11 protein-coding genes are annotated in these 11649 nt (G+C 60.3%); 1 reads left to right on the top strand and 10 read right to left on the bottom strand.

Going from position 1 to position 11649, the window contains the following annotated elements; translation table 11 throughout:
- The first annotated feature begins 67 nt into the window (after positions 1-67).
- Entirely contained in the window at positions 68-1498 is a 1431-nt protein-coding gene (locus BLV61_RS21070; RefSeq protein WP_047537978.1) for an aminotransferase-like domain-containing protein, read from the top strand.
- A gap of 820 nt (positions 1499-2318) precedes the next feature.
- On the opposite strand, the gene BLV61_RS21065 is transcribed toward BLV61_RS21070, so the two are convergent.
- The 10 genes from BLV61_RS21065 to BLV61_RS21020 all read right to left on the bottom strand — a co-directional run bounded on the left by BLV61_RS21065 (position 2319) and on the right by BLV61_RS21020 (position 11624).
- Positions 2319-3119, bottom strand: a complete 801-nt coding sequence (locus tag BLV61_RS21065) for an N-acyl homoserine lactonase family protein (protein WP_090467253.1) — start codon at positions 3117-3119, stop codon at positions 2319-2321.
- 13 nt (positions 3120-3132) lie between these two features.
- On the bottom strand, positions 3133-4092 hold the full coding sequence (locus tag BLV61_RS21060; protein WP_090467252.1) for a diiron oxygenase: 960 nt from the start codon (positions 4090-4092) through the stop codon (positions 3133-3135).
- A 66-nt stretch (positions 4093-4158) separates the two neighbouring features.
- Positions 4159-4917 carry a TauD/TfdA family dioxygenase gene (locus BLV61_RS21055; RefSeq protein ID WP_090467250.1) on the bottom strand — a complete coding sequence of 253 codons (759 nt, stop codon included), beginning with the start codon at positions 4915-4917 and terminating at the stop codon, positions 4159-4161.
- Positions 4918-4938: 21 nt separating this feature from the next.
- Positions 4939-5811 (bottom strand): branched-chain amino acid aminotransferase, encoded by an 873-nt coding sequence (locus BLV61_RS21050; RefSeq protein WP_090467247.1) that lies wholly within the window; start codon positions 5809-5811, stop codon positions 4939-4941.
- A gap of 31 nt (positions 5812-5842) precedes the next feature.
- Positions 5843-7195 (bottom strand): KamA family radical SAM protein, encoded by a 1353-nt coding sequence (locus BLV61_RS21045; RefSeq protein ID WP_090467245.1) that lies wholly within the window; start codon positions 7193-7195, stop codon positions 5843-5845.
- 25 nt (positions 7196-7220) lie between these two features.
- Positions 7221-7865 carry a glutathione transferase gene (yfcF, locus tag BLV61_RS21040; protein WP_090467243.1) on the bottom strand — a complete coding sequence of 215 codons (645 nt, stop codon included), beginning with the start codon at positions 7863-7865 and terminating at the stop codon, positions 7221-7223.
- Positions 7866-8075: 210 nt separating this feature from the next.
- Positions 8076-8561: a cupin domain-containing protein gene (locus BLV61_RS21035; RefSeq protein ID WP_047537959.1), complete on the bottom strand. Its 486-nt coding sequence runs from the start codon at positions 8559-8561 to the stop codon at positions 8076-8078.
- An 83-nt stretch (positions 8562-8644) separates the two neighbouring features.
- A complete protein-coding gene (locus tag BLV61_RS21030; RefSeq protein WP_090467241.1) occupies positions 8645-9139 on the bottom strand; it encodes a RidA family protein in 495 nt (164 codons plus the stop codon).
- 61 nt (positions 9140-9200) lie between these two features.
- A complete protein-coding gene (locus BLV61_RS21025) occupies positions 9201-10481 on the bottom strand; it encodes an ATP-grasp domain-containing protein (RefSeq protein ID WP_090467239.1) in 1281 nt (426 codons plus the stop codon).
- Positions 10482-10523: 42 nt separating this feature from the next.
- Positions 10524-11624: an MFS transporter gene (locus BLV61_RS21020; protein ID WP_047537951.1), complete on the bottom strand. Its 1101-nt coding sequence runs from the start codon at positions 11622-11624 to the stop codon at positions 10524-10526.
- Positions 11625-11649 lie beyond the last annotated feature (25 nt).

Genomic DNA, 11649 nt, shown 5'->3' with positions numbered 1-11649 from the left:
CGCCTGCGGGGGAGCGTCACCTCACTTTCCAGCCCAAGACCTCAGTGGTGCGATTGCTGAGGTCATCATGAACACGACGCCCTTGTATCGTCAGCTAGCCAACCACTACCTGGACGCCATCCGCAGCGGCACCCTGAAAACCGGTGAACGATTTCCCTCGATTCGGCTGATGATGGAAAAGCATGCCGTCAGCCTGTCGACCGCGGTGCAGGTGTGCCGCGAGCTGGAGGACTACGGAGTGCTGGAAGCGCGGCCACGCTCCGGCAACTACATCCGCCAGCCCGACACACCGGTCAAACCCGCCCCCGCCGCCCCGCCGCCACTCCTGGACACCGGGGTCTACGTCGGCATTCACGAACAGGTGTCCTCGGTGCTCAAGGCCAGCCAGCGGGCGACGATCAAGGTCAATTTCGCCAGTGCCTATTGCGCACCGGAGCTGTACCCGCTCAAGACCCTGCAAGACAACATGATCAAGGCGCTGCGCCACGATCAGCATTTGCTCGATGCGGCCGGCTCGACCTGCGGCAACAGCGCATTGCGCAACATACTGGCCCGCCGGGCGCTGACCACCAAGACCCATCTGACAGCCGATCGCATCGTGATCACCAACGGTGCCACCGAAGCGATCAACCTGGCATTGCGCGCGGTGACCCGGCCCGGCGACGCCGTGGCCGTGGAATCGCCGACTTTTTACGGCCTGCTGCAAATTCTCGAAAGCCTGAACCTGCGCGTACTGGAAGTCCCGGCCACGCCCCACAGCGGGATCAATCTGCTGGCCCTCGAACAACTGCTGCAAGGTCCGGAACGGATCAAGGCGCTGATCGTCATTCCCAACCTGCACAACCCGCTGGGCAGCATCATGCCGGACGCCAACAAGGCGCGGCTGGTTCAGTTGTGCACCGAACACAACACCGTGCTGATCGAGGACGACACCTACGGCGATCTGGTAGACACCGAGCAGCCGTTATCCACGCTCAAACACTGGGACCGCACCGGCAACCTGATCTATTGCGCTTCGCTGAACAAAACCCTGGCGCCGGGCCTGCGCCTGGGCTGGATCAGCGCGGGGAAATGGCACGACCGCGTAGAGATGCTCAAACACACCCAATCCCGTGGGTGCGAGGCGTTGTCGCAACTGGCGGTCAGTGCGTTCATGGGGACACCGTCCTACGAGCGTTACCTGCGTCGCTTGCGCAAAACCCTGACGCAACAGCGCCTGCAAATGAGCGCAGCGATCACTCGCTACTTTCCCGAAGGCACCGGTGTGACCCACCCGCAGGGCGGTACCTTGCTGTGGGTGGAACTGCCGCGCGAGCACTCGGCCATGGCGTTTTTCCATGAGGCGCTGAAGGTCGGCATCCAGATTTCCCCTGGGGATATCTTTTCCAATGCCAAGCGTTTCAATCACTTTGTGCGCATTGGCTGCGGAACGCCGTATTCACCAAAAATCGACGAGGCACTGCAAACTTTGGGGCGAATCCTCAAGGACCATGGCTAGCCCACAGGGGATCTTGAACACAGGATTCATGCACGACCACCATCAACTGTGGGAGCTGGCCTGCCAGCGATGGCGGACTATCAGACCCATCCATGGTGAATGTACCGCCGCCATCGCGAGCAGGCTCGCTCCCACAGGGGTGTTTCAGTGAGCGAAGGATTCGTGCACGACCACCATCAACTGTGGGAGCTGGCCTGCCAACGATGGCGTCATGACAGACACATTGCTGTTGCCTGTGCCGCCGCCATCGCGAGCAGGCTCGCTCCCACAGGGGCATTTCAGTGAGCGAAGGATTCGTGCACGACCACCATCAACTGTGGGAGCTGGCCTGCCAGCGATGGCGGACTATCAGACGCATTGATGTTGCCTGTGCCGCCGCCATCGCGAGCAGGCTCGCTCCCACAGGGGCATTTCAGTGAGCGAAGGATTCATGCACGACCACCATCAACTGTGGGAGCTGGCCTGCCAGCGATGGCGGACTATCAGACACATCCATGGTGAATGTGCCGCCGCCATCGCGAGCAGGCTCGCTCCCACAGGGGCATTTCAGTGAGCGAAGGATTCGTGCACGACCACCATCAACGGTGGGAGCTGGCCTGCCAGCGATGGCGGACTATCAGACACATTGATGTTGCATGTACCGCCGTCATCGCGAGCAGGCTCGCTCCCACAGGGGAATTTCAGTGATCGAAGGATTCGTGCACGACCACCATCAACGGTGGGAGCTGGCTTGCCAGCGATGGCGGACTATCAGACCCATCCATGGTGAATGTGCCGCCGCCATCGCGAGCAGGCTCGCTCCTACAGGTTTGGGTGTTTTTCAGGTCGGGGATTGGTGCAGGCTGATGATGTGCGGGTCGTCGTTCCAGTGCGGGAAGCGTTCGGCGATCAGGGGGTCGTGACCGGGAATCACGTGGTCTTCGCTGTCGGCCAGGCGATCGATTTCGCTGAAGGCTTCAAGGGTCTGCGCCAGGTCGTCAAGGATCGGGAACGGGCTGCGCTCACGGATGTTGACCCACAAATGCGCAGCATCCGAGGCCAGCACGATCCACCCGCGTTCGGTATTGACCCGCACCACCTGACTGCCGGGTGTATGCCCACCCACCGGGTGCAGCGTCACACCGGGCATCACCTCGACCGTACCGCCGTGCAAGCGCATCCGCCCTTCGAACAACGGCGGCAGCGCCGACATCACATCGTCGACCTCGTAGGTTTTATTCACCGTGCGATGGGCCATTTTCGGCCCGGTGCAGAAGCGCAGTTCCGCTTCCTGCAGATGCACCGTGGCCTTGGGAAACAGCCCGAGATTGCCGGCATGGTCCCAGTGCAGATGCGTCAGGATCAGGTGCTCGACCTGCGCCGGATCGATGTCCAGTTGCCGCAGGGACTCCTCCGGCAGGCGATACATCTGACGATGGCGCCGATCCGCCGTGGCCGGTTGAAAACAGGTGTCGACCACGATCACCTGCTGCTCGTTGCGAATGACCCAGAAGTAGTAGTCCAGGGGCATCGGCGCATTGGGATCACCGCAACAGGCGTCGTAAAGGAAATTCTCCCGCGCGGTGCGCTGGGCATTGGCGCCGACACGGATGGCGAACACTTCGTACACAGGAACTGACATGGGCGCCTCCGGTTCAGGCCGCTGCGGTGGTATTGAGGGTCGGACGAAAATCGAAATCGATCTGCTCGCTGATGCCCAGATCCTGCGCCAGACGATGCAGGCCGCTGTAGTCGCGCATGATGGTGGCGTTCTTGTTGCTCTCGCGGGTGTCGGCAATGATCAGCGCGGCGTCTTCGACCCCAAGCTGCGTCAGAATCGCCTCCCACATCGAGTAGTCCTGGGCGATAAAGGCACTCAGCGCCTGCGACAAGGTGCGTGCGAAAAATGCCTGCTGAGGCGGCTGCATGTTGGCGTACATCACCTTGGCCACTTCGGCCAGCACCTTGCTGTGGGCGTACTCATCGCGGTTGTGCTGTTCGGCCACTCGACGGTTTTGCGGCTGGATGGTCTGGTCGTCCGCCAGCAGATCCAGATAGGCGTTGACGCTGATCTCGGCCACCACCGCAAAGGTGATCGCCGCCAGATCCTTTTGCCATTGCTCGGCCAGCGATTCACGCAGGGCCAGCAGGCGCAGGTAGGTGACGGACGGCGGCAAGTCCAGATCCTGATCCAGTGCCCGGTCGGCCTTGGTGCGCTCGATGGCCCGCAAGTGCATCAGCGTGTGGTAATGCTCGTCGATCAGGGTCTGCTGCATCGCCTCGCGAAAATGCCAGTCGTCCTTGCCCAGGTACTGGTTGGCAATGACGCTCAGCGCCGGATTCACGACGTGCTCTTCGGCGGTGACGGTGCGCAGGTTGTAGCCGATCCAGCCCCAGGTCACCACGCTGCTCTTGAGCGTTTCGCTCAAGGCCTGGAATTTGGGGTGATGGAAAAACGGCACCATGCGCTCGGGGTAATCCGGACGCGCCGGGTCGAACACTTCATCGACCGACCACTTGTCCGGCGAGCAGACGGTGGCGCGCCGGGTCCAGGCCTGATTGAGCCGCACGATCAGTTGATGATCGACCTTGGCGATCTCGATTGCTGTTTGCATGACGCGATACCTGTAAGACGCGTACCCACCAGGGGTACGCCAAAAGAATGAAGGGCGACGGAAAAATCAGGCCAGCCAATAGCGGGTCAGGTGGCGCGCCGGGTCAGTGTAACGACTGCGGGCGTGGATCATTCGCCAGTTGTCCCAAATCAGCATGCAGCCATCGGGAATCAGCACCGGGATGTTGTGCTCGATGAAATACGCCTCGCCGAGCGTGGCAAACCGGGCCAGTGGGGAGCGGCTGTTGGCGACCAGGGATTGCTGCAAGGCTTCCTTGGAAGGATTCACGTCGCCGTAGTGAAACTGGTTGTAGCTAAAGCGGAAAATATCGCCGTCCTCTGTCGGCGTCAGGATGTATTCCTTGACCCGGCTTTGCGCAGGTTCGCCGGGTTTGGCAGTCGCGACGAACTCCACCGGCGTGTCGTCCAGCCACTCGCGCAGTTCCGGCTCGGTGCGCTCCAGGGACTTCAGGAATTCGTAACCGTCCACCAAGCCGGTATGCCCGCCACCGCAAGTCGCCTGATGGTGACAATGCAGGGCCAGGTAACGCGGTGGCGGCCCGTATACCGGCGCTTCGGTATGGGGGCCGATGCCGTTCATGCTCTGGGAGTACGGCAAGTCTTCGTAGCCCGGTTTGCGGGTAATGGCAAAGGCCGTTTGCCCGTTGAACTGCGGAATGATCGGACCGAACTCATGCAATGTGCCTGTCACGTCATGGGCGAATTCGCCGGGGGTCAGGACAGTCCAGCCACGAGTCGACAATTCTTCATGGCGATGATCGAGTGAGACGTAAGGTTTGGACGCAACAATCCCTTGATTTGGCATGGTGAAATTCCTGGCGGTTGATCAGGCGTTTACGGTTGAGGTGTAGGCAGCAATGAATTGGCGACAAGCATCACCCGGTCGATAGTGCTGCTCATCGATGCTCTGTACGGGGGTGATTTCGGCGGCGGTTCCTGTAAGAAAACACTCATCGAAGTCGCCCAGTTGCGTCGGCAGAATCGTCGCTTCGACCACCTGATAATCCAGGGCCGTGGCCAGCTCGATCACGGTCTGCCGGGTAATGCCGTTGAGGAAGCAGTCGGGCACCGGCGTGTACAGCGTCCGGCCTTTGACGAAGAACACGTTGGCGCTGGTGGCTTCGGCGACGTGGCCGCGCCAGTCGAGCATCAAGGCGTCGTGGTAACCGCTGTTTTCCGCGTCGTGCTTACTCAGTGTGGCGATCTGGTAATGCCCGGACGCCTTGGCCTCGAAAGGACTGCTGCTCGGCGGTGGACGTCGCCAGGTGGCGGTCTTCAACCGGATACCGACCATGCGCGCCGCCGGATCGAAATAGCTCGGCCATTGCCAGCAAGCGATGGCCACATGCACGCGATTGAAGCGCGCCGAGGTGGAAATCATCTCGCTGCCGCGCCAGGCCACCGGTCGCAGGTAACCGTCGCTGACGTTGTTGCGTTGCAGCAGTTCGTGGCTGGCCGCTTCCAGTTCGGCCAGTTCAAACGGGATCGCAAAATCCATCCATTGCGCCGACCGATACAGACGCTCGCTGTGTTCGCGCAGCTTGAAGATCTTGCCGTTGTAGACGCGCTCCCCTTCATACACCGTGCTCGCGTAATGCAAGCCGTGGCTGAGCACATGCAGGCGCGCCTGGGACCACTCGACGAACTCGCCGTCGAGCCAGATCCATCCTTCGCGTTGATCAAACGGGATACCGCTCATGTCCTTGTCTCCCCAGTGTTCAAGATTCGTCCTACGCCGTTTGCAGCAGGACCGGTATCAATTCGGGCGCTGACTCAAGCAACCGCTCAGGCTCGCTCTGAAAGAAAAACCTTCGCTCGCCAAAGGCCGGTTGCAAGTCATCGAACCAGGTCACCTGCGGGTCGAAGCGCGCGTAAAAGGTGCGCAACACCCATTGCGGATCGCGGGCCTGGAGGAACTGCAGGACAAAGACTTTTTCCCCGGCGACAGTCTCGATGCCGTTGATCAACACCTTGCCGTAGAAGGTGCTCATGGACGGCCCGCGGACCGTGCGCGCAAGGCCCGACACCGTGCGGTACGCGGCCTGGAAGATTTCGAACGCCCGGGCCAGCGGCATCGCGAAGTAATGGCTGGGGCCGGTGTCGCGCTCGACGAACATGTAATAAGGCACCGCCCCGAGCCGCACGCCTTCGGTCCACAGCGCCGCCCAATCGGCAGGGTTTTCGTTGATGTGGCGGATCACCGGCGCCTGCATGCGCAGGGTCGCGCCCGTGGAGCGGATGCGTTCGACAGCCTGACGGGCAATGTCCTGGCGAATCTCCACCGGATGGTTGTAGTGCCCCATGATCGACAGGTTTTTCCCTGCCGCGACGATCCGCTTGAACAGCGCCAGCAACTGCGGCGCGTCCTTGTCAGTGACGAATCGTTGCGGCCAATAGGCCACCGACTTGGTGCCGATGCGGATGCTCTTCAGGTGGGGCAATTCCAGCAGCGGCTCGATGTACCCGGCCAGGGATCGGCTGTTCATGATCAGCGGGTCGCCGCCGGTGATCAGCACATCGGTGACCTCGGTGTGCACCCGCAGGTAACTCACCAGTTCCTGGGATTCGCGCGCATTGAACTTGAGTTCTTCTTCGCCGATGAACTGCGCCCAACGGAAACAGAAGGTGCAGTACGCATGACAGGTCTGACCGGCACCGGGGAAAAACAGCACGGTCTCGCGGTACTTGTGCTGAATGCCCGGCAGGACTTTTCCGTCGAGGGTGACGCCGTTGTGCGTCAGCTGCCCCGCCGGGTGCGGGTTCATGCGCAGCCAGATCGCCTCGATCCGCCGCTTGATGGCGGCGCTGTCGTCCTGCTCGATCAACTGCTTGAGCGATTGGTACTCGTCTGGCAGCAGCATGTCCTTGTGGGGAAAGGTCATGCGAAAAATCGGATCGTCCGGAATGTTGTTCCAGTCGATCAGTGTTCCCAATACGTATTCGTTGGTACGAAACGGCATGACCCTGGCCACCACGGTCATGGCCTCCTGCAACGCCGGCGTCAACCGCTGCCAGTAAGGCGTGTCGCGGATGGTGCGTGCGTTATAGGGTTTGTATTTTTCGTGCTCCGACAGTCCTTGCATGGCAGCGCTCCTGTACTGGCGGTGGTTACTGGATGGCGGGCGCTTTGCGCTCTAAGTCCATCCATGCCCGGACGCTGTCGCGATCCCACTGGCGCTGCACATAGGCCGCCAGGCGCGCCGGGACCGGATCGCCGTTGGCAACCAGTCGGTTGAGCATGATCGCCAGGTCGGTGTCGGCAATGCTCCAGTCGCCGAACAGGTGCTCGGCGCCCTCCTCCAGCAAGCGGTCCGCCACGAAGAACAACCGGTCGACGGCGGCCCGGGCCTCGTCGGACAACGGCGTGTCCTTCTTGCCGAAATACACCAGGTCAAACGGACGCTCCCTGCGCAGCACGAGCAAATCGCTGCGCAACCAGGCCTGCAATTGACGGGCACGGGCGCGTTGCTTGATGTCTTGCGGGTAAATTCTTTTTGAGTCTGGAACGAGCTCTTCCAGATACTCGGCAATGGCTGAAGACTCCGAAAGCGCAAAACCTTCGTGAACTAACACCGGGATTTTGCAAGTCAGCGAAAGATCGCGGTAATTTTCCAGATAGTTTTCACGCGCCTTCAAATCCAGCGTGACCAGCTCAAAGGAAAGTTGCTTTTCCTTTAAAGCAACAAAAGCCGACATGGCAAAAGCACTGACATAGTCCGCACCCAGATACAGCTTTAATTTCGTACTTTCCATAGAACGCTCCCTTGCATCAAACACATTAATCCGTTGCATTTGAAGCGATCGTAGTAAGTTGATTAAGCGCTGAACAGATACAGAAATTATCTGTTTCTATCGATACAGAAATCAGAGCATTTCAATTGTCCGAGGGCATTTTTGAGGTGCGTAAAAATCAAAAAAGGGAGTCCGCGTACGCGGACTCCCTGGTGTGCAGCCGAGAAGAAATTACAGCGGGCGGGGTATCAGGCCAACGTTGTCGGCATGATTGGACAGCAATGCCATTTGCGGCATGTTGCTGAGGTTGAGCATGGCCAGCGCCTCGGTGGTGCTGGTGTTGACGAAGCCGTGGCGGGTCCAGGCCGGCACCAGCAAGACATCCCCGGGGCCGATGTTTACCTCGTCTGCATCCCCCAGTGACAACGTGCCGCTGCCCGACTGGATAATGAACAGATGCCACCAGGCATGGGCATGGCCATCGAGTGTGGAACCCGGCACCAGCCATTGCATGGATACCGCCATGCCGGGCGTCAATTGGCAACCTTCCAGCGTATTATCGTGGGCCAGCGCAACTATATCGACGTCGCTGGCCTCGAGGGTCTGGCGCATATCGCCAAGTTCGGAACATCTCCACACACGAGGTTTGATCGGTTGCCGATCCAGACTCTGGCGAAAGTCCTTATATGAAAAAAACGCACCCTGAACGTTATTCATTAGCTGCTTCCAACTTATTCTGCCGAACTGTATTACCCGACCTTAGGCCAACCCTTCAACAGTGTAAAGCCGGTCAATTTCATTTATAACGCCGACGGTCGCAACGCCACGATCATATCCACTTCAATGGCCGCATTTTTTGGCAATTGATAAACACCGACTGTGGTGCGTGTATGTTTCCCGGCGTCACCCAGTACGTGTCTGAACACATCCGACGCACCGTTGGCGACTTCACTGAGGTCGACAAAATCCGCCGTGGACTTCACATACACCGTTACCCGAATCAATGACTTGATCTTGTCCAGCGAACCGATGGCATCCACGATCAGCGCCAACCCCCGCATTGCACTGATGCTGGCGGCCGCCTGCGCGTCCGCCATGTCGAGTTCCAGTCCGACCCGCCCCGGGTAGTGGATTATGCCGTTCATGCGCGGCACCAGACCGCTGATATACAGTTCATCGTGATGACGAATCAGCGGCGCGTAATGCCCGCCTGCGGTGTTCTCGCCGTAGATGTCATAGTCAAATTCCTGTGCCAGAGCGATGAAGCGCTCATCACAGGTCATGTGTGCATTCATTTACTTTTCCCTCTTGATCAATACTGCAAAAAACATCGATCGCCGCTGCTTGTTCCACGACTCAACCCACAGCCCTTGCCGGTGCGGCCAGGCTGGTGATCCCGACACTTGATTCAATGGCCTCGGCCAGCCGCGACAGATCCTGGCTGAGGTCCTCGTATCGCTCGTTGAACAACACGATGTGGCCGATGAACGAAAAGTTATCTTTCACCAGTGCACTGACCGAATCACCGATGTGCTTGGTCAGCACCGCTTCCACCAGCTCGATGTTCAGCGAACGGGCTAGCGACGGGATGTCCGGTACATCCCGCAGGATGCCGCCGGTGTTCGCTCGCAACAGGCGTATGCCGCAGTAGCCGCGCGGCACCGGATCGTGGTTGGCGACCTGGCCTTCCACGGCCCAGCGGACCCACCGCTCCCACGGGTCGAAGTCGATGAACGCCTTACGTGCCAGGTCCCAGATGTGCATGCCACCGGGACGCATGTTGGTTTCCACCGCCGAGGTGCGGTGATTGGCCCTGTGGAAAACTTCGTTGTGCCAGGCCCCGTTGTCCTGCGATACCAACCCTGCCATGTGTCGGCCGGCGGCCATCAGCTGCGCCTGTGCGTCCGCTGCCAACGGGGCGGGCACCACTTGTTGGATCTCGGCGCGGTAGGCGCCATCGGTGGTGGTTTTCTCGGTGATCCAGGTGCTTCCGGCGACATAGTCCCAGCTGTATTCCCGGGCGTTCTGGATCAACTCTTCGAGTACGATGCCCCCCTCGCGATAGGGCTTGAGCGCCTGCCAGGCCTCGTCGCACTCGGACGGGTGCCGAATGACCCGGCAGCCGCGGCTGGCACCTTCGCAGGCAGGCTTGATGAACGCCTTGCCGCCCATTTCGATCACGCGCTGACGCAGTTCCGCAAGGCTCTCGATCCGGGTGGAAAGGATCGGCCGGTAATCCTCGGGCGCCTCTGTGGCCGTCGCTTCGAGCTGGCGGAAAATCTGTTTGTCGAGCCCCGCCCGCGCCTCGGCCGGGGTGATGCCGGGCAGGCCGAAATGGCTGGCCAGCGCCGCACCGAGCAGCACACCGCGATCCGAAAACGGCAGCACCCCGATCAGTTTCCAGCGATCGGCATTGAGGCAACCGACCACCAGTTCGAGAGAGGCCGGAACGTCTTTCTCGGCCAGCGATGTACTGCAAACATGATCAGCGACCTGATCGTCCTGGGGCTGGATCTGCTCGACCAGCAGAATGAGCCGCGCGTTGTACAGCGACTTGCACAAATCGCGCAGCTTCTGGACATCGTGAACCCGGCTGCCGTTGTACCCCACCACTACTACACATGAAGTCGTATTCATAAAATCCCCGACTTGCAAAATGAAAACCGAAACGGCGATGACTCAGTCGTGCAGCGACGCGATCGATTTACGGTTGAGCCAATACCAGACCAGAATCCCGCCAGCGCCGATGGCCGCCAGCACCAGCGCGTTATAGGGCGGCGGCATGACCCGCATGATCAACACGGTCAACCCGGCGCCGACGCCCAGGGACACTTCCTTGACGAACATGTTGTTCTGCTTGACCGAGAAGTAATCGAGGTGACTGAACGCGCACTCGGCGATGGACAGCAGTGCCACCCAGACCAGCGCGCCGACCAGGGTTTCGACGTGGAACGCCGCCGGTGAAGACAGCACCGCAAAACCGCCGACGATGATGGCGATCACTGTCAGCACCTTGAAGCGCCCGGTACGCTCGATCAGCTTCATGACCGGCACTTGCGCGAAGACCACCACGGCGCTGTTGAGGATCAACATCAGGCCGTACCAGGCCGGCAGTTCGCCGGTCTTGAGCAGGATCGCTTGCGGCAGGATCGAGAACACGCCAAACAGCTTGATGCCCATGATGACGCCGGCGATGACCCAGGGCAGTTTGTTGGCCCAACCGCTGCCGTCCTTGCTGGCCGGGCGCGCCACTGCAGCTTCGGTGGTGAAAGTCGCGCCCATGGCGATGGGCAGGCACAACAGGACGAAACTGGCGGCGCCGAGGAAAAACATGCCCGGGGTCAACAGCGGCGACAGCAGGATCAGACCGGCCAGCAGGCTGCCCATGTTCATGGCAACGCGGTTGTAGGCCGCGCCTTCCTTGGTCTGTGCTGCTTCGCTCTTGATCAGGTAACCGGCAATCGCGATGCCGTAGGCAAACAGCGCCGCGGCAAACATGACAACGCCCTGGTTGTGGGTGACGGCCAACAGCACCAGGCCGGCGGCAGCGCACAGCAGCGTGACACTCAGGGAACGGCGACCGAGGACCAGCAACGTCAACGGCAGCAGCAACAACAAGGCCCGATACCCCAGGGCCAGAATGCTGTTGGTGGCGGTATCGAGCCAGACGTTGGCCTTGCCCAACACCGCGAACAACGCCACGGCCGTGATGATTCGAATGGTGAACAACCGCAGGTTGATCACGGGTTTCGCCACGACGGCGGTTGTTTCTAAACTCATGCGGCACCTCATGAACCTGGCCACG

Source organism: Pseudomonas mohnii (assembly GCF_900105115.1).
GTDB classification, from domain to species: Bacteria; Pseudomonadota; Gammaproteobacteria; order Pseudomonadales; family Pseudomonadaceae; genus Aquipseudomonas; species Aquipseudomonas mohnii.
Note: the sequence above shows the minus strand (reverse complement) of the source record. Positions and strands in the feature narration are given on the sequence as shown.

What these genes read in the sequence shown, in the direction of transcription:
- BLV61_RS21070 (WP_047537978.1), top strand. Translation starts at nt 68, where the DNA reads ATGAACACGACGCCCTTGTATCGTCAGCTAGCCAACCACTACCTGGAC.
- BLV61_RS21065 (WP_090467253.1), bottom strand. Translation starts at nt 3,119, where the DNA reads ATGTCAGTTCCTGTGTACGAAGTGTTCGCCATCCGTGTCGGCGCCAAT.
- BLV61_RS21060 (WP_090467252.1), bottom strand. Translation starts at nt 4,092, where the DNA reads ATGCAAACAGCAATCGAGATCGCCAAGGTCGATCATCAACTGATCGTG.
- BLV61_RS21055 (WP_090467250.1), bottom strand. Translation starts at nt 4,917, where the DNA reads ATGCCAAATCAAGGGATTGTTGCGTCCAAACCTTACGTCTCACTCGAT.
- BLV61_RS21050 (WP_090467247.1), bottom strand. Translation starts at nt 5,811, where the DNA reads ATGAGCGGTATCCCGTTTGATCAACGCGAAGGATGGATCTGGCTCGAC.
- BLV61_RS21045 (WP_090467245.1), bottom strand. Translation starts at nt 7,195, where the DNA reads ATGCAAGGACTGTCGGAGCACGAAAAATACAAACCCTATAACGCACGC.
- yfcF (WP_090467243.1), bottom strand. Translation starts at nt 7,865, where the DNA reads ATGGAAAGTACGAAATTAAAGCTGTATCTGGGTGCGGACTATGTCAGT.
- BLV61_RS21035 (WP_047537959.1), bottom strand. Translation starts at nt 8,561, where the DNA reads ATGAATAACGTTCAGGGTGCGTTTTTTTCATATAAGGACTTTCGCCAG.
- BLV61_RS21030 (WP_090467241.1), bottom strand. Translation starts at nt 9,139, where the DNA reads ATGAATGCACACATGACCTGTGATGAGCGCTTCATCGCTCTGGCACAG.
- BLV61_RS21025 (WP_090467239.1), bottom strand. Translation starts at nt 10,481, where the DNA reads ATGAATACGACTTCATGTGTAGTAGTGGTGGGGTACAACGGCAGCCGG.
- BLV61_RS21020 (WP_047537951.1), bottom strand. Translation starts at nt 11,624, where the DNA reads ATGAGTTTAGAAACAACCGCCGTCGTGGCGAAACCCGTGATCAACCTG.